Source organism: Limnobacter sp. SAORIC-580, assembly GCF_013004065.1.
Taxonomy (GTDB): domain Bacteria; phylum Pseudomonadota; class Gammaproteobacteria; order Burkholderiales; family Burkholderiaceae_B; genus Limnobacter; species Limnobacter profundi.
Genome location: NZ_CP053084.1, coordinates 3011785 through 3036152 on the forward strand (window position 1 = coordinate 3011785; position 24368 = coordinate 3036152).

At 50.1% G+C, this 24368-nt stretch carries 22 protein-coding genes; 9 read left to right on the plus strand and 13 right to left on the minus strand.

What is annotated here, in order from left to right; translation table 11 throughout:
• Positions 1 to 57: 57 nt before the first annotated feature.
• Positions 58 to 1245, minus strand: coding sequence for a lipase family protein (locus tag HKT17_RS14090; protein ID WP_205882444.1), 1188 nt, complete (start codon positions 1243 to 1245; stop codon positions 58 to 60).
• The gene (locus tag HKT17_RS14095) at positions 1238 to 1720 is read right to left on the minus strand and encodes a DUF6795 domain-containing protein (RefSeq protein ID WP_171100908.1); all 483 of its coding nucleotides are present in this window, start codon (positions 1718 to 1720) and stop codon (positions 1238 to 1240) included. The genes HKT17_RS14090 and HKT17_RS14095 overlap by 8 nt, the downstream gene beginning before the upstream one ends.
• A 181-nt stretch (positions 1721 to 1901) precedes the next feature.
• Here HKT17_RS14095 and HKT17_RS14100 point away from each other — a divergent pair, with 181 nt between their 5' ends.
• The 3 genes from HKT17_RS14100 (at position 1902) to HKT17_RS14110 (ending at position 2950) form a co-directional block, all read left to right on the plus strand.
• On the plus strand, positions 1902 to 2162 hold the full coding sequence (locus tag HKT17_RS14100) for a type II toxin-antitoxin system prevent-host-death family antitoxin (RefSeq protein WP_171100910.1): 261 nt from the start codon (positions 1902 to 1904) through the stop codon (positions 2160 to 2162).
• Positions 2163 to 2165: 3 nt separating this feature from the next.
• Positions 2166 to 2570 (plus strand): type II toxin-antitoxin system VapC family toxin, encoded by a 405-nt coding sequence (locus HKT17_RS14105; RefSeq protein WP_171100912.1) that lies wholly within the window; start codon positions 2166 to 2168, stop codon positions 2568 to 2570.
• 110 nt (positions 2571 to 2680) lie between these two features.
• On the plus strand, positions 2681 to 2950 hold the full coding sequence (locus tag HKT17_RS14110) for an antitoxin (RefSeq protein WP_171100914.1): 270 nt from the start codon (positions 2681 to 2683) through the stop codon (positions 2948 to 2950).
• A gap of 124 nt (positions 2951 to 3074) precedes the next feature.
• Here HKT17_RS14110 and HKT17_RS14115 read toward each other — a convergent pair whose 3' ends face one another.
• Entirely contained in the window at positions 3075 to 4241 is a 1167-nt protein-coding gene (locus tag HKT17_RS14115; protein ID WP_171100917.1) for a nucleotide sugar dehydrogenase, read from the minus strand.
• A gap of 84 nt (positions 4242 to 4325) precedes the next feature.
• Here HKT17_RS14115 and HKT17_RS14120 point away from each other — a divergent pair, with 84 nt between their 5' ends.
• The 4 genes from HKT17_RS14120 to HKT17_RS14135 all read left to right on the plus strand — a co-directional run bounded on the left by HKT17_RS14120 (position 4326) and on the right by HKT17_RS14135 (position 8735).
• Positions 4326 to 5264 (plus strand): UDP-glucuronic acid decarboxylase family protein, encoded by a 939-nt coding sequence (locus HKT17_RS14120; protein WP_171100919.1) that lies wholly within the window; start codon positions 4326 to 4328, stop codon positions 5262 to 5264.
• Between the two features lie 5 nt (positions 5265 to 5269).
• Positions 5270 to 6226: a glycosyltransferase family A protein gene (locus HKT17_RS14125; RefSeq protein ID WP_171100920.1), complete on the plus strand. Its 957-nt coding sequence runs from the start codon at positions 5270 to 5272 to the stop codon at positions 6224 to 6226.
• A 322-nt stretch (positions 6227 to 6548) separates the two neighbouring features.
• Positions 6549 to 7193 (plus strand): FkbM family methyltransferase, encoded by a 645-nt coding sequence (locus HKT17_RS14130; RefSeq protein ID WP_205882445.1) that lies wholly within the window; start codon positions 6549 to 6551, stop codon positions 7191 to 7193.
• A gap of 297 nt (positions 7194 to 7490) precedes the next feature.
• Complete coding sequence (locus HKT17_RS14135) at positions 7491 to 8735, plus strand: glycosyltransferase (RefSeq protein ID WP_240965973.1); 1245 nt, start codon at positions 7491 to 7493, stop codon at positions 8733 to 8735.
• Here the strand turns inward: HKT17_RS14135 and HKT17_RS14140 are convergent.
• Genes HKT17_RS14140 through HKT17_RS14150 form a run of 3 tightly spaced genes read right to left on the minus strand, consistent with a single transcriptional unit; the run spans position 8704 to position 11864 of the window.
• Positions 8704 to 10086, minus strand: a complete 1383-nt coding sequence (locus tag HKT17_RS14140) for a flippase (protein WP_171100926.1) — start codon at positions 10084 to 10086, stop codon at positions 8704 to 8706. The genes HKT17_RS14135 and HKT17_RS14140 overlap by 32 nt on opposite strands.
• Complete coding sequence (locus HKT17_RS14145; RefSeq protein ID WP_205882446.1) at positions 10070 to 10900, minus strand: glycosyltransferase; 831 nt, start codon at positions 10898 to 10900, stop codon at positions 10070 to 10072. The genes HKT17_RS14140 and HKT17_RS14145 overlap by 17 nt, the downstream gene beginning before the upstream one ends.
• Positions 10901 to 10904: 4 nt before the next feature.
• Positions 10905 to 11864 (minus strand): glycosyltransferase family 2 protein, encoded by a 960-nt coding sequence (locus HKT17_RS14150; RefSeq protein WP_205882447.1) that lies wholly within the window; start codon positions 11862 to 11864, stop codon positions 10905 to 10907.
• Positions 11865 to 12052: 188 nt separating this feature from the next.
• On the opposite strand from HKT17_RS14150, the gene HKT17_RS14155 reads away from it, so the two are divergent.
• Complete coding sequence (locus HKT17_RS14155) at positions 12053 to 13909, plus strand: polysaccharide biosynthesis protein (RefSeq protein ID WP_205882448.1); 1857 nt, start codon at positions 12053 to 12055, stop codon at positions 13907 to 13909.
• A 4-nt stretch (positions 13910 to 13913) separates the two neighbouring features.
• Here HKT17_RS14155 and HKT17_RS14160 read toward each other — a convergent pair whose 3' ends face one another.
• The 7 genes from HKT17_RS14160 to HKT17_RS14190 all read right to left on the minus strand — a co-directional run bounded on the left by HKT17_RS14160 (position 13914) and on the right by HKT17_RS14190 (position 21905).
• A complete protein-coding gene (locus tag HKT17_RS14160; RefSeq protein WP_171100934.1) occupies positions 13914 to 14507 on the minus strand; it encodes a sugar transferase in 594 nt (197 codons plus the stop codon).
• Positions 14508 to 14515: 8 nt separating this feature from the next.
• On the minus strand, positions 14516 to 15703 hold the full coding sequence (locus tag HKT17_RS14165; protein ID WP_171100936.1) for a DegT/DnrJ/EryC1/StrS family aminotransferase: 1188 nt from the start codon (positions 15701 to 15703) through the stop codon (positions 14516 to 14518).
• Positions 15700 to 16332: a GNAT family N-acetyltransferase gene (locus HKT17_RS14170; RefSeq protein WP_171100938.1), complete on the minus strand. Its 633-nt coding sequence runs from the start codon at positions 16330 to 16332 to the stop codon at positions 15700 to 15702. The genes HKT17_RS14165 and HKT17_RS14170 overlap by 4 nt, the downstream gene beginning before the upstream one ends.
• Entirely contained in the window at positions 16329 to 17579 is a 1251-nt protein-coding gene (locus HKT17_RS14175; RefSeq protein ID WP_171100939.1) for a glycosyltransferase family 4 protein, read from the minus strand. Before HKT17_RS14175 ends, HKT17_RS14170 begins: the two co-directional genes overlap by 4 nt.
• Positions 17576 to 18760: an O-antigen ligase family protein gene (locus tag HKT17_RS14180; RefSeq protein ID WP_171100942.1), complete on the minus strand. Its 1185-nt coding sequence runs from the start codon at positions 18758 to 18760 to the stop codon at positions 17576 to 17578. The genes HKT17_RS14175 and HKT17_RS14180 overlap by 4 nt, the downstream gene beginning before the upstream one ends.
• On the minus strand, positions 18757 to 19839 hold the full coding sequence (locus HKT17_RS14185; RefSeq protein ID WP_171100943.1) for an AI-2E family transporter: 1083 nt from the start codon (positions 19837 to 19839) through the stop codon (positions 18757 to 18759). Before HKT17_RS14185 ends, HKT17_RS14180 begins: the two co-directional genes overlap by 4 nt.
• A 65-nt stretch (positions 19840 to 19904) precedes the next feature.
• Positions 19905 to 21905 (minus strand): S8 family peptidase, encoded by a 2001-nt coding sequence (locus HKT17_RS14190; protein ID WP_171100945.1) that lies wholly within the window; start codon positions 21903 to 21905, stop codon positions 19905 to 19907.
• Positions 21906 to 22146: 241 nt separating this feature from the next.
• On the opposite strand from HKT17_RS14190, the gene HKT17_RS14195 reads away from it, so the two are divergent.
• Entirely contained in the window at positions 22147 to 24150 is a 2004-nt protein-coding gene (locus tag HKT17_RS14195) for a PhoX family protein (RefSeq protein WP_171100948.1), read from the plus strand.
• Positions 24151 to 24368: the final 218 nt, after the last annotated feature.

A 24368-nucleotide genomic window follows, 5' to 3' on the forward strand; every position in this document is an offset into this window, starting at 1 on the left:
CTGTTACATGTAACAGCTTACGCGATAGCAACACCACCTGCAACCTAGACAAGCCGGTCACCTTCCAACCAGTTGAATGGCCTGTTTGGCCATGGTATTGACCGACAGGTGCAGCAGGTTGAACACCCAGCGAATGGTGACCACTGAGGCATCGGCCACAGTGTGAGTTGCGCGCCCCAGGTAAGCCATGACGGCGTTGAGCATGCCCGCTACCTCTTTGGCCTGTTTGTGGCTGGCTTGGGCGTAGCGGGCGAGTATTTCGGCCATTTGATCGAGCACCGTGAATGCGCCTGTGCCGTAATGGCCCACACTGAGAAGGCTTTGTGCCCCTAGGCGAGAAAGCATGTCGTGAATGGCTTTGTTGATCAGTTTAAGCAAACGCCCACTGAACATGGCCCCAGGCATTTTGGCGAGTTGTTCAAACTGCCCTGCTTCCTTGTTGTTGGCGGGGTACAGGGAGTTTTCCAGCTGCTGTTGTTTGCCTTGTGTAAGGCTTTGCATTTGCTTCCAGCTGCCGTTGACCATACTGCTGTAGCCAATGGCAAGCTTGTGCTGCATAGGGTTGATTTTCAGCATGCCGCCTTCGAACAAGTAGGTGCCGTGCACATAGGGCGAGTGCACAAACGGATAAGTGGGCAGCATAGTGACGACATCGGCTTCATTGGCCACGCGGTACACATGGGCGGCTTTCATTTTTTTACTGAGGTGCTCGGCATACGGCACCATGCCCACGCGGGGAGCGGCCACCGTGTACAGGTAAGAATTCAGGCCCAGTTCAGCGCAGGCCGCCGCATTGAGGTTGGCTAGCGCGCCGCCCAGGCTGTGGCCCATGCAGTGCACTGCGGTGGGTTTGAAACCCAGATTTTGTTGCCGGATGAATTCATTGAGTTGCTGAACGTAGCTTTTGAAGGTGGTGCCAAAGCCTTTGTGAATGGCGTGGCCTGTGGGGCCGAGAGTGGGGATTGCGTTGATGTCGGTGCCGTAGTCTTCACGGCAGTGCGTAGTTCCACGGGTAGCGATGACGATTTCGCGGGAGCGACCACCGTTGAGTTGGGCCATGAAACCGAAGCCGCTGGAGACGGGGGTGATGAGGCCGGAGGTGGCGGTGATGATTCGCAAACTATCAATATTTACGAAAGGCAACTCGATATCCAACTCTCTCCTAAGCAATACAGAATCCCCTTTCTTCGTCGTGTATGCATTCTTGGAAAGTTGAAAAATTTGACCAGGATTAAGCTCATTCATATTGTTGTACTCCATTGTGTTTGCAGCGCACGATTCTTCCGTAGGAGTTTTGTTCGTACTTAGACAGATCGCACTCGATATTCAAAACCCCACCCTTCGCCTCAGTCCCGAGTTCAAAGTTTTGCTTTTGAAACGCCCAAAAGGTGTGAGGCTGACCGTCAAAATAAACCTCAAGAACTTGCGAAACATGGGGATTGGCAGACAACAAGTCAGGCCTTAAGAATCGACGTTCAGCCACAGTTTGGAACTGAAAGCGACCCTCTGAATCGGTTTGAACCTCGTCTTGATATTCATCATTCTCGAATCCACCACTTCGCAACAATCGAGTTACCTTTAAATTGGCCAGCGGCTTTCCCTGCCAATGAATAAAACCTTCGATAGGCGAGCAATACACAACTTTTCTGAACACAAAGGCCTCCGAGGGAACGGGAGTAAGGGGCAGCAGCAAGACCAGGGCGAACAAGATGCGGTACATGGTTGAAGCCTGCACGTATTAAACAAACGAGCACGCTAGCACTGGGTGGCATGGGAGGCAAAAACTGGGCTGGCTAGGTAATCAGGATGGGGGGCATTGCTGCTGGTTGTTGCTTGAAAATACCAAGCTAGATAAACTAGTCAGATAACTAGTCAGATAACTAGTCATTTAGGATAAATTTATGCGAACATGGCCCGTACAGGATGCAAAAGCCAGATTCAGTGAGTTACTGGACATCTGCCTGCGTGATGGCCCACAAGCGGTAAGCAGGCGTGGCCAGGAACAAGCAGTGTTGGTACCCATGGCGGAATGGTTGCGGCTTACCCAAAAAAACCAGCCGGGCGTGAAAGATTTGCTACTGGCCGAGGAGGCCCGTACGGAATACCTTGTACCCCCGAGAGGGCAGCTTAAGCGCCGAAAAGCCACCGGACAGGAAGGCTGAACCATGTACCTTCTGGATACCAACGTTATTTCCGAACTACGAAAAGCAAAACCCCACGGAGCCGCGTTGGCGTGGATCAAGAACATTCCCGAGCATTTGCTTTACCTTAGCGCATTTACGCTGGCTGAAATTCAAAGCGGAATCGAGAGGACTCGAGAACAAGATGAGGACAAGGCCAAGGAAATAGAACTGTGGCTAAACAAATTGGAAGCCACGTTTAAGGTGCTGCCCATGGATGCAAAGTGCTTCCGAGTATGGGCAAAATTAATGCATCGGGAAACAGACACAGCATTGGAAGATGCCATGATTGCAGCCACGGCCCTTGCCAACAAGTTAACGGTGGTAACCCGCAACACGAAAGACTTTACCCGGTTTGATGTGCCGCTGCTGAACCCATTTTCGAGTTAAAGGCTGACCGTGAATGCAACACTGTGCGCAGCGAAGTAAAGCGGCAACACTTTTATGCGCCCTAAAGCCTGATACTGCACACACTAATATGTACACACCTAGGGGTGCCAATGGCTTCACCTGTTTCTACTACTCGGGTTTTCAACAATGGCAACAGCCAAGCGGTGCGCATTCCAGCCGAGTTTCGCTTGAATACTGACCGGGTTCAAATTAGCTGCAATGAACACGGCGACCTTGTTATTCACCCCATACCTGCCGAGCGCGGGCAGGCTTTGTTGCAGGCACTGCAAGCTTTGGGTGAAGTTGACGAGCAATTTATCGCTGCACTGGAAGCCGAGCAGGAGAACAGCCAACCCATGCGAGATCGCGAGGCGCTGTGATTTACTTGCTTGACACCAACATCGTGATTTACCTGATCAAAAACCGGCCACCGACCATTGCGCAGAAAGTAAATTCGCTACCCGCAGATGCAAAACTCGCCATGAGTTTTATTACTTGGGCAGATTAATCGCTACCAAACAAATCGCGTGTGTAAACCTTGTGCTCTACATCGGCAAGTTCTTCAACGTGCCGGTTACAAAGAATGATGTCGGCTTGCTGCTTAAACTGTTCAAGGTTATTCACCACCTTGCTTCGGAAGAACTCGGGTTCTTGCAGCACCGGTTCATACACAATCACCTCAATGCCCTTGGCTTTGATGCGTTTCATGATTCCTTGAATGGCCGATGACCTGAAGTTGTCGCTTCCGGCTTTCATCACCAGGCGGTAAATGCCCACCACCTTGGGGTTCTTGGCAACTACGTCTGCAGCAATAAAGTCTTTGCGTGTGGTGTTGGCATCCACAATGGCCTGGATCATGTTCTGCGGCACATCGCTGTAGTTGGCCAACAGTTGTTTGGTGTCTTTGGGCAGGCAATACCCACCATAGCCAAAGCTTGGGTTGTTGTAGTGGTTTCCAATACGTGGGTCCAAGCTTACGCCATCAATAATTTGGCGTGTGTCTAAACCGTGTGTGGCGGCGTAGGTATCCAGTTCATTGAAGTAGGCCACGCGCATGGCCAAATAGGTGTTGGCAAACAGCTTGATGGCCTCGGCTTCGGTACTGCCCGTAAACAAAGTAGGTATGTTTTGCTTGATGGCACCTTGCTGCAGCAATGCTGCGAATTGTTTCGCTCGCTCGCTTTGCTCACCCACCACGATGCGGCTGGGGTAGAGGTTGTCGTACAGGGCTTTTCCTTCTCGCAAGAATTCCGGGCTGAATATGATTTGCTTGGTGCTCAGCTTTTTGCGAAGCTGTTCGGTGTAGCCCACTGGTATGGTACTTTTAATGACCATAGTTGCATTTGGATTAATGGCCAGAACATCGCCCACCACCGCCTCAATCGACTTGGTGTTGAAGTGGTTGGTCTCTGGGTCGTAATCAGTGGGGGTGGCAATAATCACAAAGCTGGCGCCCGTATAGGCTTCTTCCTTATCGGTGGTGGCTTTGAAGTTCAGGGGCTTATTGGCCAGGAAGTGTTCAATTTCAGCGTCGTGAATCGGCGACTTTTTTTGGTTCAGCAGATCGACCTTGGCTTGAACAATGTCCAGCGCCACTACTTCATTGTGCTGGGCCAACAACATGGCGTTGCTTAAACCCACGTAACCCGTGCCTGCTATTGCTATTTTCATAAGTAACCGGGCCTTACGCCCTTCAAATGTTGAATGGCTTTAGAATACCGGATTGCACCAACGGCTAGAGCGGAAGACAAGCGAATGAAAAACAGAATATTGGTAACTGGCGGTGCCGGCTTCTTGGGTTCGCACCTGTGCGAACGTTTACTGGCCGAGGGCAACGAAGTAATTTGCGCTGACAACTATTTTACGGGCAGCAAAGAAAATGTGGCACACCTGCTGAGCAACCCCTACTTTGAGCTGATTCGGCACGATGTAACCTTTCCGCTTTACATTGAAGTGGATCAAATTTACAACCTGGCCTGCCCTGCAAGCCCGGTGCATTACCAGCATGACCCTGTGCAAACTACCAAAACCAGTGTGCACGGTGCAATCAACATGCTGGGCTTGGCCAAACGCGTAAAGGCGAGAATTCTTCAGGCCAGCACCAGCGAAGTGTATGGCGACCCGGAAGTACATCCCCAGCCCGAGGAGTATTGGGGCCGTGTAAACCCGATTGGTATTCGCAGCTGCTACGACGAAGGCAAGCGCTGCGCCGAAACCCTGTTTTTCGATTACCACCGCCAGCACAACCTAGATATTAAAGTAGCCCGAATTTTTAACACCTACGGCCCACGCATGCACCCCAACGATGGCCGTGTGGTGAGCAACTTTATTATGCAGGCATTGAAAGGCCAAGACATTACGATATTTGGCGATGGCAGCCAAACCCGTAGCTTTTGCTATGTAGACGACTTAATTGAAGGCTTTATTCGCTTGATGAACACAGAGCCTGGTTTTACTGGGCCAGTGAACTTGGGTAACCCCGGCGAATTTACGATGTTGGAACTTGCGGAAAAAGTGATTGAATTGACTGGCTCAAAAAGCAAACTGACCTTTATGCCGTTGCCTCAAGATGACCCCAAGCAACGCCAACCCAATATTGAGTTGGCCAAAGCGAAGTTGGGTTGGGAGCCGAGGGTGAATTTGGAAAACGGGTTGAAAAAAACGATCGACTACTTTAAAAATTTGTCTGCATAACATTGATGACCCGAAGCCCAATATTATTTCTGATCTTCAACCGCCCGGACACCACCGCCAGAGTCTTCGATTCCATCCGCAAGGCCAAGCCATCGAGGCTTTATATTGCGGCCGACGGGCCACGAGACGAACGCGCCGGTGAGGCAGACCTGTGTGAAAAAACCCGGGGAATAGCGCAAGCGGTGGACTGGCCTTGCGAGGTGAAAACCCTGCTGCGCCATAAAAACCTGGGATGTAAAAAAGCCGTAAGCGGTGCTATCGACTGGTTTTTTGAGAATGAGCTGGAAGGAATAATTCTCGAAGATGATTGTTTGCCCGCACCGGATTTTTTTAGATTTTGCGATGCGCTTCTCGAGAAATATCGCGACGAACCAGAGGTTGGCTCAATCACCGGGGACAATTTTATTTCCTCAACTTGGACACCTGAAGAAAGCTATTATTTTTCAAAGTTCAGCCACATTTGGGGCTGGGCAACTTGGCGACGCGCTTGGAAAGAATACGATGTCTCAATGACGGATTGGCCGAAGTTGGGCTTGCCGTTTCTTCAAACTCAAGTTTTTGAAGACAATCGAAAGGCAGCAAAATACTGGAGTATGGTTTTTGACAAAGTGTACCTTGGCGACATAGACACCTGGGACTATCAATGGGCATTTACTTGTTTCAAGAATAATTGGCTTAGCTGTATTCCAAAAAGTAACTTAGTCACCAATATTGGCTTTGGCCCCAATGCTACTCATACCACTAGTGCGGAGAGCAAACTTGCGAATGTGTCAACGGGCATACTAGATTGGCCAATAAAACACCCTCAGGAAACAATCATAGCGACTAAGGCCGACGAATGGAGCCTTAACCATGTATTCGAAATACAAATGCATTTTTTGACGATAGAAAGACTTTGGGCATCATTTAAATATCGGATTTCTTTATTCCTTAAACTACTTAGTCGTCACAATAGACATTAGACTCAACGGGCACCAGTAAATCGGATACATAACGACAACCCAACCAATCTAATCAAACGATAAATTTCTCCAAAAAACCACTTGAAAATATACTAAATCAATAAATATTTATCTTAAGAGTCAAAAGCCGAAATCCATGAAAATAATACTCAGAAAGATTTATGATTTCATATCAAAAATTTACATTTTCGCATTCGCACGCCCTTCTACTCAAAAATTCAACAATTTGATACTTCAACTAGCCTTACATGCTAGAGGATATAATAATCATGGTGATTTTAAAACCACTGGCGAATTTATCTTTATAAACCACCTCGCCAAAATGAAACCTAAACTCTGTATAGATATAGGAGCCAACAAGGGAGCATATTCAGAAATATTGCTTAAAGCCACTGACTCATATGTAATTGCATTTGAGCCTTTGCCTGAAGCATATGCAATAGCGCGAAAACTTGAAGATTTATATCCTGGGCGGTTCATTGCGGAGAATTTTGGGATTGGAAAAGAGGATGGAGTGCTCGATTTGCACTATGGAGAAGGAGATTCAGAGCTCGCCAGTTTCAGTTCTGAAGTAAATGAAATTGCATATGTGAAAGCATCAAACACAAGTGTTATGAAGGTTCCGGTTATAAAATTGGATTCATACTTGGAACGGATATCCAAAGACTTTAAATTTATCGACTTACTAAAAATAGACACTGAAGGTTTTGAGTATGAAGTGTTGTTGGGCGCTCAGAGGATAATTGCCGAGTTAAAACCAAAATTCATTCATATTGAGTATAACTGGCATCAGTTATTTCGGATGCAATCTCTTAGATCACTTGGAAAACTGATACCTGAATACAAGGTATATCAGCTACTTCCCTATGGCGATGGACTTGCATTAAGGAATATCGATCTACCTGAATCGAATATCTATCACTATTCAAATTTTGTTTTTGTAAGGCCCGACATCCCCCTTAGTTAATAAACTATTCACAGATAAATCTTTGATTCAATATAAAATTTAATGCAATCAATTAAACTCAGAAATGATAATTTCCGAGAGATACACATTCATCAAAAAAATGGCTTATATTTACATTGCACAGGCAAGCTCTAAACATTACTAGTATTTTTGTTCACTCAAAATAGTACCTTATCGTCGCGACTAAAAACGTTAACTCTTTTTAGTTAAGTAGAGGGTTAGATCGATTAGATCAAGTTGCACTTTGAAAACCAAAGTAATTTAACTGAATTTGGAGACGAATACTAATTGAAAATTGTGCATCTTTCATCGAGCGACTTAAATGGTGGTGCTGCGAGGGCATCAATGCGATTGCACAAAGCATTGCTGAAGATTGGGGTAGATTCTGAGCTTTGGGTCGATGAAAAAATCTCTGATCTATCGACGGTCTTTCAATCCGAAAGTCGTCTCGATAGGATTTTGACTAATATTCGCCCCTATCTCGGTCAGCTACCAAAGTTCTTTTCCAAAAAGCGTGAGCGATCATTTCTTTCATTTGCACTGTTACCGTCTAAATGGGTAAAAAGAATAAATAGATCTAACGCAGACTTGGTTCACCTTCACTGGATTAACAGAGAAATGCTCTCGATCCGAGACATTAGTGCGATCGAAAAACCAATCGTTTGGACTTTCCACGATATGTGGCCATTCTGCGGCGCAGAGCATTATTCGGAAAACAACGACTGGGAAACGGGTTATTCAACAAAATTCAACTTATCTGTATCAAGTAGAAATCATGCACTTGATCGTTGGGTTTGGAACAGAAAAAACAAATATTGGCGTGACAACATCACGATTGTTGCTCCTAGTAAATGGTTAGCTAATTGTACTCAATGCAGCCCATTGACCTCAAAATGGCAGACCAAAATAATTCCGAATGGACTGGATACTACATCATGGACCCCGATTGATCGCGTCGCTGCAAGACAGATATTGAAGCTACCGATCGACAAGAAGCTTATTTTGTTTGGTGCGCTTGGCGGCCACGCAGATAAAAGAAAAGGTTTCTCACTATTGAAAGATGCACTAGAACACTTAAGGGAAAGCGGAAATGAATATGAACTTGTGATATTTGGGCAAAGCCGACCGTCGCAGGAAGTCATTCAAGGATTCATTACGCATTATATGGGGCCTCTTCAAGATGATGTTTCATTACGTCTAACATACAGTGCAGCGAACGTAATGGTTGTACCATCCAGACAAGAGGTATTCGGGCAAACAGCAACTGAGGCTCTTGCGTGCGGAACACCTGTAGCCGCATTCAGTATTGGAGGTTTAAAAGATATCGTTGACCACGGCAAGAACGGTTATCTTGCAGCTCCGTTTGATACACATGATTTGCAAAAATGTATTATTCAAGCGATTGCGTTGTCGCACCTTCAAGAGTCTCAAACTTGTATGGCCAACTCTATCCGAGACAAGATATTGGACACTAACGTCGCCCGCCTTCACGAAAACCTTTATCAGAGAGTCATTCTGAATTCTTGCCACCCAAAGAGTTAGCTGCGCTTGAATTTAGTCGCCACCATCTAAGCAGACTTAAACCGGAAACTAGACTCAAAGCTGAAACCTGGGCAATGAAAAAACGACGAGAAACGGGGTGACATGCATTAATCAACACACAGGAAACAAGCTGGGCAATCAATGTGGCCCAAGCAGCACCAGAGACTCCATACACTGGAATTAGCAAGTAGTTCAATCCAATATTAACGATCGCACCCAGCGCGGTTGATATCAATACAAATCGTTGCATTGACATAGCGACTAGCCAGCGACTACTTAGCAATCCTGAAAATACAAACAGTGAAGACCATATATGAATGCTCAATACCGGAGCTGCTTCAAGGTAATCGAGCCCGAATAGATATGAAACGATGTTTATCGAAAACATTGATACCGCGGCAGCGACCAGAAGTGACGTTACCGCAAAACCAAACAGCAGCATATCTGTAGCTCTATTGGCACGATCTGGATTACTCCGCATTTCAAGTAAAATTCTCGGAAATACTGAACTGACAATAATGCTGGGTAAAACATACCAAATTTCAGTGAGTCGGACAGACGCAGAATATATACCCACGGCTTGCTGACCCAACATGGACGCCAACATAACCTGATCCGTCCGCATATAAAGCATCGTAGCCATCATGGCCACTGTTAATGGCCATGCCATTTTTAAAAGTCCAACAAAACTATCCCGCACAAAAGCTAGTTTTCTGACATCAAAATTTTTGACGAACAACACTGCAAATGCAACCGCAGTTAAGAAAGCCTCCAATACAAGTAGCCAGATAAAATACATCAACGGCAATGCCGTAACTACAAATACGATTCTTAATAGCACAATCAATGAAAATACAGCTCCTTCGAATATGACTAACTGCTTCGACTGCACTTTGGCCTCAAAGTAGAATCGAATCGTGTCTGCAAAACGAAATAAATTGATTGCGCTAAGGGATAAGACAGCGACCAAAATATTGTCTTCGTGGTCGTGTAGGAAAATCGCAATTACGATAGCAGCCAGTACCGAAACTACTCCTCCGATGAATTGGAGAACGAACGCACTTGTCAGTGTTTCACCGATTTGATCTGGCTTATCAATTAACAATTGAACAACTACGCCCTGCAATCCAAGCGCAGCTAATACTGAGAATAAAGCGGTAAAGGCGATAGCATAGTTGTACACCCCAAACAATTCTGGCGCGAGGTAACGGGCCAACCACAGCGTAACAACGAATGAGACGCCCAACCTGAAAACACGATCGAATGCCAACCAGCTGAGGTTGCGCAATGCAGCCATCAAATTCGGGCGCTCAGACAAACCTGTTAGTGTTTGCTTAATTTTTCCAAACATTGCGCACTGCCTTAGGGTTACGATTTGCGCGCAGATACTTAAGGAATGTGGGCAACAAGCCCAACCTTGCATAAGAATACAAACGAATTAGCTGATGCCTGAACGGTGCGTTTTCATGGACGATATTGCCGACAACCCGATTGCGCTCAAGCGCCATCGCTTCGCTATTCGCACCGCTGACGGAATCGGGTCGAAGCCTGAAACCCGCGACAGGTGCGCCGATGAGAATACGACCCTGCTGAGGACATGCCATTAACTGACGAATCAGCTCATATTCGAATGCATACTTGTTCTGCTCAGAGAATTGACCAAACTTGGCCCAAGCCTCTTTTTTGAAGAATAGGCTTCCCGTAAAACAATTGCTATGCCCACGGTAGCCAAAGGGAGGTTGAGGAATCCACGGCAACAAGTAACGCATGGTTTCTCCGTTTTCAGCCAACATGGCGCATCCGCCAATAACAAACTGAAGACCGTTTTTCATTAACGTTTCAGCCACCCGAGACAACGCGTTTTCGCACAAGTATCGATCGTCGGAATTAAGCCAGCACAAAATATCGCCAGTTGTCTTAGAGAATCCAATATTCAGGGCGTTTACTAAACCTTTGTCACTCCTTGAGACAATTTTTATTCGAGGGTCTCCAATAGATTCAAGATATTCCAATGTGCCATCGGTTGAGCCCCCGTCGCACACAAGTAATTCATAGTTGTTGTGTGTCTGGGCCAGCAAACTTGCAATACATTCTTTGATGTAACGCATGCTGTTCCAAGTAGGCATCACAATGCTGACCAGGTAATTGCCACTTGGCATCTTCATTTCCTCACGCAGCTCGAAGCTTGTTCGATATTTTCTTCAATTGGCCAAAAAACTTGGGGAACCGCCGGAGAGAAAGCCTGATCCATGTGAGTACTGAAATTCCCAATACGCGCTTGGACATGTGTTCATAATACTGAACGTTGTCGGTCACAGCAGCGGGCTCAAGGCCTGTGTTTATTTGCGATGCCACCTGTAACCGTTTTATATATTCCGGATCGCCTCCAGAGGTGTGCGTTGCATCGATGCCGAACCCAATATTACGAACAAGATTGTGGGCGGGTGTAACGCACAGCGCTTGGTTTTCCCAATGCGCATAGGTCCACTGATGATCCCAGGTTGAAATCTGATTCTTGTGGGCCAGGTCGAAAACAAGCTTCCAGTACGCGGCGTGAAGCCCTTTTCGGGGCATACATTTCAGCAAACTTTGCCCTGTTTTGGTAGCGGGCCAACTGGACATGTTGACATCGTACTGCTGCCAAGCCCTTCGCCAACTGGCCCACCCCCACACAAAAAACACTTTTGAGAAAAAATAGCTTTCTGGGTGTTGGTACCAGGGTTCTACCAGGTTGTTGCCAACAACCGAGAATACGCGCTCGTCGTGTTTGTAGCGCTCGAGCATGGTGTCGCAGTAGCTGAAAAAAGCGGGGGAAGGCAGTACGTCGTCCTCAAGCACAATACCCTGCTCTTCCTTGCTGAAAAACCAGTCGATTGCACTTGAAACGGCATTTCGGCAACCCAGGTTTTCAGTTAAAAACCGGGTATGCACTTCGCAAGGCCAGTCAACCTGCTTGAAAACCTCGCGCACCTTGGCTGTTGTCTCCTCATCCTGCGACCGACCAGGCCGCGGACCGTCCGCCGCAACATACAGGCGCGGGGGGCGAGCATTGCGCACAGCCTGAAATACTTGTTCAGTCACATCGGGCCGGTTAAATACCAGCATAAGGACTGCATTTTGAGTTGTCATGGAATGAGCGGGTAATTTAGAAAGCCTGTTGATTTTACTTTGATTCAATGTAACGCTGCTGCGCCCGTTTTGGTTTCAATAGAAGTGAAGTGAATTATCATCGAGTGATTTACCGAATACGCCCATTTTGATCAAAGGTTAATTTGAGATCTGAACGTTTAATCGGCCTACCCCGGTGGGCAAAACAAATGCTGGTGATGTCCGTGGACATTGCCATGGGCATTGCTGCCACGTGGCTGGCCTTTAGCCTGCGCATTGATGGCATGCACGTGCCCAGCGGCAATGAATGGATCCCTTACTGGTTTGGTCCATTGTTGGCCTTGCCCATATTTATTCATTTTGGCCTGTACCGTGCCATATTCCGTTACACCGACCTGGCTGCTATCAAGCAAATCGTGAAGGCAGTGGCCGTATATGCTGCCCTTTACACAGCGGTTGTGTTGGCTTTTTACATACCCCCCAACCCCCGCTCTATTGGTGTTCTGCAACCTTTTATCCTGAGTGCTTTTATTGTTGGCGTGCGCATGTTTGCCCGGTTTTGGCTGCTTTCAAGCACCATCGACCCTAGGCTGAGGGTACTGCGCCGCCGCTTGCTGATCGTGGGTGCAGGCCATGAGGCAGTGCAACTAGCCAATGCACTTAGAAGTTCGCCCGAGTACATTCAAATTGGCTTTGTAAGCGATGACCAACAGCTGGTAGGGCGCAATATGGCTGGCCACCGGGTGTTTGCTTTGAATGAGCTGCGCCGGGTGATTGAAAACTATGAGGTTTCAGACCTGGTGATTGCCTTGGAAAGTGGCGCACAAGGTGCTCGCCGTCAAATTATTGAAGAATGCAAGGGTTTGCCCGTGCACATTCAAACCGCCGGCTTAACGCTAGACAGTGAACATTCTTCCATTCGGGAACTGGACATTGATGACCTGTTGGGTCGCGACCACGTGCCCGCGAATGTAGAGTTGCTGAATTTGAAAAACCACCAGAAGGTGGTGTTGGTAACCGGTGCAGGCGGAAGCATTGGATCGGAATTGTGCAGGCAAATTCTAGCAACTCGTCCTAGCCGCTTGGTTCTGTTTGAGAACAATGAATACGCGCTGTATGCCCTGCACCACGAGCTGCAACAAAAGGTGAATTCTTTTTACCGAGAGGTTCAGCTGTCGCCGGTATTGGGTGATGTGCGCGATGCTCACCGCTTGCGCGAGGTGTTCAAAGCAGTTAAACCCCAAACCGTGTACCACGCTGCAGCTTACAAACACGTGCCACTGGTGGAGTTAAACCCGTTTGAGGGCATACGCAATAATTTCCTTGGAACCCGCCTGACTGCCCAAGTAGCCAATGAGTTGGGGGTGGAAGACTTTGTACTGATTAGCACTGACAAGGCTGTACGCCCCACCAATATTATGGGGGCTAGTAAACGGCTTGCCGAATTGGCACTGCAAAGCCTGGCAAATGAGCCCGGTGTAACAACCCGATTCAGCATGGTGCGGTTTGGTAATGTACTGGGATCAAGCGGCTCGGTAGTACCCTTGTTTCGCCAGCAAATTGCGAAACTTGGGCCGGTTACCATTACCGACCCCGAAGTAACCCGGTTTTTCATGACCATTCCAGAAGCAGCACAATTGGTGATTCAGGCTGGCGCGATGGCCAAAGGTGGTGATGTGTTTGTGCTGGACATGGGCGAGCCGATACGGATTATCGATTTGGCAAAACGCATGATTACCTTGGCGGGCTATTCAGTGAAAGAACCTGACCAACCCAACGGTGATATTGAAATTAAGGTGACTGGTTTGCGCCCCGGCGAAAAGCTTTATGAAGAGCTGCTGATTGGTAACGACCCGAAACCCACGGAGCACCCGCGCATTATGAAAGCCAATGAGAAAAGTATCAGCGTTCAGGAACTAGACCAGGAAGTTGAAGCACTGCAAAGTATTTTGCAGACGAGGAACGTGCCTGAGCTAAAGAACCTTTTGCTGCGCCTAGTTGATGGTTACCAGCCAGAAAATGAAACATTTGATGCTTTGGCCAACGCCGGCAAGCCCGCGGCCTGAAACGCTACTTCAAGATTGCAAGAAAGGTGCGGGCAATAATTTGAATGTCCAGCCACAGGCTTTGCTGCTGAACGTACTGCACGCAGTAAGCCAGTTTGGCCGGCATTACTTCCTCGATGTAAGTTTTTTCCGGGTTGCTGCTTTTACCCAGTAACTCGCTTTCACTTCGATATTCAATACTTGCCAAATCGGTAATGCCAGGCCGCACGGAAAGCACAATGCTTTTTGTGGGCTCGGGGTACAAGGCAACATACTTGGGCACTTCTGGACGGGGCCCCACCAGGCTCATGGTGCCTTGAAGCACATCGATCAGCTGCGGCAGCTCATCAATTTTGTAGTGCCGCAGAAAGGCCCCTACTTTGGTGATGCGTGCGTCTTGCCCCACTGTAATTTGCATGGCTGTACCGGGTTGCGCCACGGTCATGGTGCGAAACTTGTGAATGCGAAAGGGCTTGCCACGCAGGCCAATGCGCTCTTGCCGGAAGAATACCGGGCCCGTTGAATCGCGTTTAATCAACACCGCAATAAGGACCAGCAACGGGCTCAGCAATAGCAAGCCTGTGAATGCAAGCACGACATCAAACAAACGTTTTATCACGAGTTTACTCAGGCCAAAATGGATTGAACTGTATTGATAACACGATCAATTTCAGTCTGTGTCATTTTTGAGTACAGGGGAATCGACACCATGCGCTCATACGCTTTTTGGCTGACCGGGAAATTTTCAGTTTTCAGTTGATAAGTATCTCGCCAATAAGGCTGTAGATGAAGCGGTATGTAATGCACACTGCAACCAATGCCCTGCGCGTACAACGCTTCAACAAACTGATCGCGCGTGAGTGGGCATTGATCACTTAAACGCAGCACATACAGGTGCCACGAATGCAAGCCGTGGGCAGCCGCACCCTGGGGCAAAACAACTGGTAAATTTTCAAAGGCTGAATTGTATTGATCAACTATGGCTTGGCGTTTAGCCCGGAAAAGTTCTGCTTTTTTCAGTTGATGAATACCCATGGCCGAGGCGAGATCTGTGAGGTTGTATTTGAAGCCGGGGGCGACTACTTCGTAATACCAACTGGGCGCCTTGGAGGTGAAACGATCAAATACATCGCGATTAATGCCATGCAAGCGCATGGTTTTGCAGCGCTTGATGATTTCGGGATTGCGAGAGACCACCATACCACCTTCACCAGTGGTGATGGTTTTGTTGGCATAGAAACTGAATACTGCTGCATCAGTTTGCAGGTTGCCCACGGCGACACTATCAACCACACAAGGTAAGGCGTGTGCTGCGTCTTCGACTATCTTCAAACCATGTTCTTGAGCGATCGCAACGATGGCCGACATATCGGCAGCCAGCCCCGCGAAGTGAACTGGGATGATGGCCTTTGTTTTGGCGGTAATGACAGCACGAACCAACGCAGGATCGATATTCAAACTGCCCGGCAGTACATCGACAAAAACAGGATCGGCACCCAGGTAACGCACCACTTCGGCAGTGGCGGTAAAGGTGTGGGTGGGCACAATAACCTCATCGCCCTGGCCGATGCCAATCGCTTCCAGCGCAAGGTGCAAACCCGCAGTCGCTGAGTTAACAGCAATGGCCTGCACTGGCTTATTACCCGAAGCCACACCGCCGCCTGCTGCGTTTAGCATGGCTTCGAAATCAGTTTCAAATTGCCGGGTTTTGGGGCCTGTAGTCAACCAGCCCGAGCGCAGGCAATTGACCACTTCCTGAATTTCTTCCTCGCCAATTTCTGGCAAAGCAAATGGCAAAAATGGTTGAGTGCTCATGCGTTTAACTTGATCAAATATCGGTTGAGTATACGGCCATGCGGTCGCTTGCAGGTACCTGCAAGCTTAAACCCAAGCTTTGTATAAAAGTGATTGGCCTTGGTATTGTCGCTTTGGTCGGTTGTTAAGTACACGGCTGTTGCACCGGCAGTTTGTGCGTGGGCAAGAAATGCGGAAACCAGTTGCTGACCTATTTGCTGCCCCTGCGCTGTGGGCTTTACACCCAGGCTGCTGAGCAAGGCCGCATTGGGTTGATCGGGCAAAGACTCGCCCCTGTAAAACAAAGCTGACCAAAGTTTGACAAACACCAGACCAGGCTTTTTTAACAAGGGCCACAAAGAGGCCAAGGCAAATGCAAGCCAACGCTGCCTGAGCAATTGAGAAAAAAAACCCTGGGGTTGGGTTGTACCCACTACGAAACCGATTACTTGGGAAGGCTTGGCCTTTGAGCACGCCACCAATGAAATGCCAGTGGGGTGGTTTAAGAACCCGCTGTACAAAAGACGCAGAAAACGGGGACCCATGAGTGTGAGAAAGAAACCGGGGAAAGCCTGAATGTGTACCTGAACAATTTGAGCAATGTCGTTGGCTTGCGCGGGGCGAATTTGGATGGGCTCTAGCTTTGTCATGGCTTGTGCCCTTGCAGTGTTTGTTGAAAAAATTCGGCATACTGCGCGCACACTTGGGTTCGACTGTAACGCTGCTCCAGAAACTGCCGGCCCTTTGCACCAAGCTCAAGCGCGTTTTGCGGGCTGGCAAGAAGTTGCTCTACGGCGTGCAACAGGGCTTGTGGGTTACCGGGCTCTGCGACCAAACCACAGCCAGCCTGTTGCACCAGGATACCGGTTTCACTATTGGCGTCGACACTAGCCACAACGGGTTTTGCAGCGGCCATATAACCAAGCACCTTGCTGGGCACCGAGAACGTTCCCTTACGGGGCAACAAACTAACCATGGAAATGCTTGCGCAGTTTTGTACAGCGGGCAAAAGCTCCCTGGGCTGAAAAGGGAGAAAGTGCACATTGGGCAAACCTTGCGCCAAGTGTTGCAAGGTGGGCAACAAGGGGCCTTCCCCGACAAAAAGCCAATGAATTGTTTTGCTTGAGTTGTGTTCTGAAGCAAGCTTCGCAGCATGTAAAACAACTTGCGCGCCCGACACATGACCAATCGTTCCAGCATATAAAACTACTGGGGCGTGGGCTGGAATGTTTGCCATGTCGCGAATCAACTGCCCCTTTTCAGGCTGGGGTTTTATTTCGTCGATGTCGATCCAGTTGGGAATAACCTCAACTGCGCCTCGCGCACCGTGCTGCTCGACATGATTTTTGAAACCCTGACAAATAACTGCCAAACCGTCTGCCCTTCGATAAGCAGTTTGTTCAATCCATTTCAAGGCGTTGATCACTGGTTTGCTTTTGATTAAACCCAAATCAACCAATACATCGGGGTGTAAATCCTGAACATTGAAAATCAGTTTGAAGCCGCGTAATTTGGCCAACAGTGCAAGCGTGGCACCAAGCGGCAACGGCTGCAACACGGCAAATACCAAGGCTGGCTTTTTGCAAGTGAGCAGATACAAAAAACTGCTGCCAACGAAGCTCAGGAAATTAAGTGCACGGCTTAGAAAACTGCGCGTTTCAGAGGTATACAGCCACAAGCGGGTAACACGAACCGGGCCCAAGGTTTCACGCAAAATTCGTTGCTTGACATACGGTGCCTGTACCTTGCCACTGGGGTGATTGGGAAAGCCGGTAACTACTTCAACGTCCCAACCCTGAGCGGCCAAATTCTCAGCGAGCTCTTTGAGCATGTAACCCATGGGTGCATGCTCGGGCGGAAACCATTGGCTTAAAAACAGCACTGAACGCGAATTCATGATTCTTCCGTGCGATAAGCCAACGCAGCCAAACCGAGTACAAAGAACACACCTTCGGCGAAATCATAGTGAAACGAATTCAGCAGATTGAGCAACACATAAGCCAATACAAAGCCATGCAGCAGCAACAGGTGCCGCGAGTTGTTCCGCAGCAAAACCATGGCTACAAAAACCACATACAGCGCCAGGGCTACAACACCACCTTGTACAGCAAACAACAAGTACTGGTTGTGCGGGTTATTGAATGCGAAGGTGAACCCGGATGCGTGCGCATGCGGTGTAACGGCCGCCTCAAAACCACCCATGCCGTAGCCAAACCATGGTGCCTGGACAAATGCCTCAATTGAATGAAGCCAAAAGCTTAGCCTGCGACCGTTACTGGTTTCTTGCGCAATTGCTTGCCCGTCGATCCACTGCTGAACTTCGGTAAACACGGCATTGACCCGGGTGTTGAAGAAGTCAGAGCCAAAATACATGGCAAGCAGGATGAGCAGAACCGCAAACGCTGCGATGATCGATCCCTTCAAACCAATACGTTGATAGGCGATAACGACAGGCAACACGGCCATGGCCACCCAGCCTGACCGCCCTTCAACCATGAAAAAGAAGTTGTACAGGGCCAGACCCAATGCCAATAAAACCAAAGCCTTGATTGCAAGGTGAGTTTGCGACCATACCGACTGCAGGCGATAGGCCACGTAGCCGGTGGCCAAAGCGATGAAAAAGTTGTGCGTGATGTGTAGCTTGAATAGCAGTGGTGATTCCGAACCCTCGGGCCATGGGAAAAACCCCAGCGCCACAGCATAACTGCCGAGTACGCTGACAAACACGCCAACACAAAATGCATCAAATACGGTGGTGCCGTCTTGTTTGGTCAAGAATACTGCAGCCAGAATTGGCAACAACAATAGGCGAAGATATTTGCTGAGATAGTCGCTGGCCGAATCGAAATTACTAGTGTCGAAGGAAAGCGTAAACACCAGCCATGCCACAAGCGCATACGCCGCCACGGTTATAGGATGCTTGAACAAACCGGCCAGTCGATTGCGAGTTTGTGGATTGATCAACACAAACACCAAAGTAAGCACCAACAGCAAATTCACCGGCGCCGGCTTAATCGGCAAAAAAAACGCCGCCCCTGCCAAAAACCAGGCTGGGTTGATTCGCTGAAGAAAACTCAAACCCACCCCCACCGTTGCCAGTGCATTTTCAGGAATGCGTAAGTAACCGGCGCGGTAATCAGCCCTGGCAAGCCAAACGCCACTTCGCCCAGAATGATGGCGATGAGCATTTCGGGCACGCTGGCGCGCACGTTGCGGCCAATGATGTAGCCGTTCACAAAGTATTCAAGCTTGTGAATGATGAACAGGTAAAGCACAGACCCCATGGCCACAAACACGCCGTAGCGAATGGTAAGCACCAGAATAAGGGTGTTGGCCATAATGTTGCCGGCCGCGGGAATAAGGCTGGCCACGGCGGTGAACATGAGCAGCAATTCCCGGAAGGGAAGCACCACATCGAATGCCGGCAAAATGCCGTAAATAAAAACTGCCGTGCAGAAGGTGTTCCAAATACTGACGTACACCTGCGCTCCCATAAGCAAAGTGAAACAGCGCACGTACTTTTCAAGGGTTTGCAACCAGGCGTCGGCCAAGGGTTTGGCCGGGCCGCCCGCCACAGGGGCTGGCACCATGAGCGCCGCGGAAACTCCAAGAATGAGGGCGAATACAAACTGCAGGAAAATGAAGAAGCTGGCGCCGCCAAAACTGCGAATGTAGCCCACGAAGTCGCTGTCGTCTTTGCTGATCATGCGGAACAGTTCGCTGGGCTTGCCGGGTATGTGTTCTTTAATGGCTTGGGGCAAGCTGGCGGTAACTGAATTCAGGTTGCGCAGTGCCTCCTCAACCAGTTGTGGGCCTTGCTGGGTCATGGTGGCCAGCACAAAGCGCACTCCGCTGTTTAGGCCAATACCCAGCAACACGATGGCTGCAGCCACCACGGCCGTGGTTAAAAAGGTGGGCAACCAGCCAAACAGGCCGCGCATGAAAGCGCCATTGAATTTGTTGATGTGGGGTTGAAGCAGGTGCACAAAACCGCGGCGGGTAAACCGTGTAAGGGCAAAAATGGCGAGGCCTGCAATAAGCCCGACCCCGATTTTTAGGCTCAACATGCTGACCCAGATGGCCAAAATGCCAACTACGGACGCATATTCCCAACGAAGGGTGGTGTTTTCTTGATGCTGCGGTACTGGGCTGGGCATTTGGATTCTTGGCTGATTGTTAGTTGGGGTATGACCAAGTGAATCCCGATTCTATCCCAACTTTTTCAGGCAACCCCAAGCCTTTGCCGCCAAACCCCCAACAGCATCAACATACCTAGCATTCCTGCCAATCCCAGCACTCCCCCACCACCACCACCGGAACTGGTGGCCACTGGAGTTGGGGCGGAAGTGCCTGTGCCTGACCCACCTGAGCTGCTACCGCCCCCACCCGCACTGCTGGGGGTGAAGGTTCGCTCGTTCACAGACACATTGGCCAGGCGGACCACGCTGGTGTTGCTGCGGTTGGTGGCGGTGTCGGTGACCGTGAGCGCGAATTCAGCAATATTGCCCGCCATGCCAGACTGCACCTGCAGGGCGCTGGTGCTGGTACCTGCCAACGCCACCGGGTTGCCAAATACCTGTTGCCAGCTGAAGGTGAGATTGGCACCGCCACCGGCGCTGTTGGTGGACAACGCCGCATCCAGCTCAAAGGGACCATTGCTGGCCACCACCGCCGACTGCTGCACATTGGCCACAGGCAAGGGGTTACTCAGGGCCCGGGCAGCCTGGACTGCGCCAAGCACATTCAGCAAACCAACGCCACAACTTGTGGGTGTGCAGTCCAGACGGGCTCCCACCAAATTTGTAGAGTTGCTGGCGTTGGCGGGGTACGGGCGCGCACTGTTGCGCAACAGGGTGTCAATTTGACTGGGTGTAAGGCTGGGGCGCACTGCCTTGAGCAATGAAATGGCACCCGCCACCATGGGGGCGGAAAAGCTGGTGCCTGCAAACAAAAATGCAGTGCTGCCATTAGCATTGGGTGTGGAACCACCTGTGTTGCTGGCCCCCACATACAAGCCATTTGAATTGCCTGGCGCGTGCAGGGTTACAAAGCCCGTGCCTGCACCCTTGGCGGAGTAATTGGCCAATTGACCATCTTGCTCGGCTGCGCCCGCCGCAATGGTACCCGCGCAGTTGGCGGGGTATTGCACATCCCCGCCGGAATTATTGCCAGCCGATATCACCACCGACACATTGCGCGCCCTTGCATCAGCAATGGCCAATGCCACCATGTCATTTGCAGCGCAACCGCCGCCAAACAAAGGTGTGTCGGTGGCGAAGCTGAGGTTGATTACATTGGCTGGGTTGGGGTTCACGCCAATGGTGGGGTCCACACGCCCGGAACCGGTGGCCCAATAAAAGGCATCCACAATATCGGAACTGGTGGCAATGCCACACCGCCCAGAAACACGCACTGGCAGCACCTTGGCATTCCAGTCCATACCGGCGAGAAACTGCCCGTTGTTGGACTGCGCCGCCGCAACGGAGGCCACGGTGGTGCCATGCCAGGAGCTGGTGGTTGAACCATCGGGGCAATTAAAACCTGAGGGTGGCGCATCACCGGGATCGGAGGGATCGGGGTCTCGGCCATCGCCGTCGTTGGAACCCGAGTCAACGACTGTGCCATTTTCCTGAGTACCGGTGGGCGGGGTGACTCGGCTAACAAAATCATACCCGGGCAACAAGCGCCCTTTCAGTTCAGGGTTTTCAAACAACACGCCAGAATCGAGCACAGCAATCACCACGTTGCTGCTGCCACGGGTTTGCTCCCACACGTCCTGCATGCGCAGTGAGGCATACGCGCCGGTGTGCATGTAACTGGCTTGGTTTACCGCATAGGCGCCATCGTTTGGGGCAGGCACTGCCGTGCGTTGCAATTGAATGTCGGGGCTGGCAAAGCGCACACCCGGCAGGGCCTGAAGCGCCGCACGAATGGCTTGGGGTGTTTGCAAACTGCCCAGCACAGGCAGGCTTTGCATTTCAACCAGGTAGCTGTTGGGCTGCAACAGGGGGCGAACCATGCTGACAGGAACCCCGAGGGTGTTTTGCAAAGTTTGCAACATACCGGCGGGTGCGGTGCCCTGCGTTTGATTGCCCATGTTGATCACCCAACGCATGGGGGTGGGCGTGGCTGTGGTGGTAACCACATTCGAAGCCTGCGCCAACCCGATGGAGGGAAGCGCCCAAAGCGCCACTGCAATTGCCCTGCTGAATGCTGCTGCCACTGAAACTACTCCGAAAAAACCGGTTCAATTCAATTGTACCCACATGCGCCTTGCATGGATTCAAATTGAATTCTGTCGCACCGTGTCATCGACAGACATGCGACTAAAGCAATCACTTTCCCCGTTAATTTTGAAATTTTTATGACATCGCGGCCATATGACGGTTTGTCACATTTCTGCATACAAAACGCGATTAGATACGCCTGCTTTTTCAAATAACCTATTCGATGAGAGTTGAGAGATGTCATACAAACTTGAACCAGAAGACATTGGCGTAAATACCGCCAAAGAATTGAGCCTGACCGAGATCGTTGAACGCGCGATCAAGGTGAACCAGGGCCGTCGCAATGTGTTGAAAAGCGGTGCCGGCCTAGCGGCGCTGTCAATTTTTGGTTTGAATGCCTGTGGATCGGATGGTTCAGTGGCAGCAACTGCCCCCGCCAACACTGAGGTGGCCTTTGCAGCCGCAGCGGCATCTTCGGGAAGCGAAGTGGTAGTACCCAATGGTTACGTGGCTGAAATTCTGTACCGCTGGGGTGATCCCTGCGTTGCCGGCTCACCCGCATTCGCAGGTGACTTGAGCGAAACATCTGCGGTGGCGGAACAGCAAAGCGGCGACAACCACGATGCGATCAACTTCTTCCCGTTCAAGAATGCAGATGGCAGCGAACGCAGCGATGTTGGCCTGCTGTGTATTAACCACGAGTACCTGAACGCTGAGTATTACTATGACAAGGTGGTCAGCGACTCCACAGTCACATTCACTTTTGAAGATGCACGTAAAGGCCAAGCCGCCCATGGTGTATCTGTGATCGAAGTTATGCGAAACAGCAACGGCACTTGGACTGTGAACCGTAACTCAACATTCAACCGTCGCATTCACGGCAACACGCCTATCGATATTTCTGGTCCTGCACGCGGTAATGTGTTGATGCAAACTGCAGCAGACCCCACAGGCACACGTGCACTGGGCACGCTGAACAACTGCGGTGCCGGCCAAACCCCATGGGGCACCTACATTACTTGTGAAGAAAACTTCAACGGCTATTTTGGCTGGACTGACACAACATTTACACGCAATGCGCTGGAAGCCCGCTATGGTTTGAGCCAAACAGGTTTTGGTTACCGTTGGCACGAAAGCGACCCCCGCTTTGACATTAGCGCAACGGGTAACCGCAACGAACCCAACCGCTTTGGCTGGGTTGTAGAAATTGACCCGTTCCGCCCCGCAAGCACACCCAAAAAGCGCACTGCCTTGGGCCGCTTCAAGCATGAGAATGCCGAATTGGTAATTGACCCAACCACCAAAAAAGTGGTGGTGTACATGGGTTGTGATGAGCGCTTTGAGTACGTGTACAAGTTTGTTTCGGACGCGGCTTACGACGAAAACAACATGGCAGCCAATGCCGACATTCTGGACGCGGGTACTCTGTATGTGGCCCAGTTCAATGACGATGGCACAGCTGGCGACGGCGTGGGTGTTGGTGTATGGATTCCGCTGGTGCATGGCCAAAACGGCCTGACCACTGGCAACGGTTATATCGACCAGGCCGATGTGTTGATTCGCACCCGCCAAGCTGCAAGCACCGTAGGCGCCACCCCGATGGACCGCCCAGAGTGGCTGGCTGCAAACCCCAACAAGCCAGGTGAGGTGTTTGTAACATTGACCAACAACAGTGCCCGTACAGCGGGTCAGGTGAATGAAGCCAACCCACGCGCCAACAACATTTACGGCCACATTATTCGCATCAATGAAACCAATGCAAACGCTGTAGGTACTACCTTTGACTGGAACATCTTCCTGTTGGCAGGCGAGCCTGGCCAGGAACTGTTCAACAGCCCCGACGGTTTGCAGTTTGACCGTTTGGGCCGCTTGTGGGTGCAGACCGACGGTAACTTCAGCAACACGGGCGCCTACGCAGGCCACGGCAACAACCAGATGCTTGTTGCTGACCTGGATGCAGGCACAGTTCAGCGTTTCTTTGTGGGCCCGGACGGCTGCGAAGTAACCGGCGTGACATGGACACCTGACATGCGAACCATGTTCGTGGACATTCAGCACCCAGGCGAAGTTGGCCGTCACCCCAACGCCACCAACCCAGCCACGGGTATGCCATACACCGAGGCTGAATTGATTGCCAACCCCACCGCGTTTTCAAGCTGGCCCGATGGCGCAACTGCCAGCCGCCCACGCTCGGCAACCGTGGTGGTTCGCCGCACAGACGGTGGCATTATTGGCACCTGATAAGCGCATAAGTCATTGATTGTTTGTGACTTCAGTTGACAAAGGGCATCTTCTTCGGAAGGTTGCCCTTTGTTCTTTTCGGACTTGCAAATGCGCCCGATTCGATGCAAACTCAAAACTCGATTGTTTGCACAGGTAGTTCGCAAATGCCAAGTGACAGTTCTTCCCGCCCCCCTTCCAGCACCAAACAAAAATTCAGGTTTGACAAAGAAAACAGT

What these genes read in the sequence shown, in the direction of transcription:
- HKT17_RS14145 (WP_205882446.1), bottom strand. Translation starts at nt 10,900, where the DNA reads ATGAAGATGCCAAGTGGCAATTACCTGGTCAGCATTGTGATGCCTACT.
- HKT17_RS14100 (WP_171100910.1), top strand. Translation starts at nt 1,902, where the DNA reads ATGCGAACATGGCCCGTACAGGATGCAAAAGCCAGATTCAGTGAGTTA.
- HKT17_RS14110 (WP_171100914.1), top strand. Translation starts at nt 2,681, where the DNA reads ATGGCTTCACCTGTTTCTACTACTCGGGTTTTCAACAATGGCAACAGC.
- HKT17_RS14115 (WP_171100917.1), bottom strand. Translation starts at nt 4,241, where the DNA reads ATGAAAATAGCAATAGCAGGCACGGGTTACGTGGGTTTAAGCAACGCC.
- HKT17_RS14090 (WP_205882444.1), bottom strand. Translation starts at nt 1,245, where the DNA reads ATGAATGAGCTTAATCCTGGTCAAATTTTTCAACTTTCCAAGAATGCA.
- HKT17_RS14120 (WP_171100919.1), top strand. Translation starts at nt 4,326, where the DNA reads ATGAAAAACAGAATATTGGTAACTGGCGGTGCCGGCTTCTTGGGTTCG.
- HKT17_RS14155 (WP_205882448.1), top strand. Translation starts at nt 12,053, where the DNA reads ATGCTGGTGATGTCCGTGGACATTGCCATGGGCATTGCTGCCACGTGG.
- HKT17_RS14125 (WP_171100920.1), top strand. Translation starts at nt 5,270, where the DNA reads ATGACCCGAAGCCCAATATTATTTCTGATCTTCAACCGCCCGGACACC.
- HKT17_RS14175 (WP_171100939.1), bottom strand. Translation starts at nt 17,579, where the DNA reads ATGAATTCGCGTTCAGTGCTGTTTTTAAGCCAATGGTTTCCGCCCGAG.
- HKT17_RS14150 (WP_205882447.1), bottom strand. Translation starts at nt 11,864, where the DNA reads ATGACAACTCAAAATGCAGTCCTTATGCTGGTATTTAACCGGCCCGAT.
- HKT17_RS14130 (WP_205882445.1), top strand. Translation starts at nt 6,549, where the DNA reads ATGAAACCTAAACTCTGTATAGATATAGGAGCCAACAAGGGAGCATAT.
- HKT17_RS14140 (WP_171100926.1), bottom strand. Translation starts at nt 10,086, where the DNA reads ATGTTTGGAAAAATTAAGCAAACACTAACAGGTTTGTCTGAGCGCCCG.
- HKT17_RS14095 (WP_171100908.1), bottom strand. Translation starts at nt 1,720, where the DNA reads ATGTACCGCATCTTGTTCGCCCTGGTCTTGCTGCTGCCCCTTACTCCC.
- HKT17_RS14170 (WP_171100938.1), bottom strand. Translation starts at nt 16,332, where the DNA reads ATGACAAAGCTAGAGCCCATCCAAATTCGCCCCGCGCAAGCCAACGAC.
- HKT17_RS14165 (WP_171100936.1), bottom strand. Translation starts at nt 15,703, where the DNA reads ATGAGCACTCAACCATTTTTGCCATTTGCTTTGCCAGAAATTGGCGAG.
- HKT17_RS14105 (WP_171100912.1), top strand. Translation starts at nt 2,166, where the DNA reads ATGTACCTTCTGGATACCAACGTTATTTCCGAACTACGAAAAGCAAAA.
- HKT17_RS14195 (WP_171100948.1), top strand. Translation starts at nt 22,147, where the DNA reads ATGTCATACAAACTTGAACCAGAAGACATTGGCGTAAATACCGCCAAA.
- HKT17_RS14185 (WP_171100943.1), bottom strand. Translation starts at nt 19,839, where the DNA reads ATGCCCAGCCCAGTACCGCAGCATCAAGAAAACACCACCCTTCGTTGG.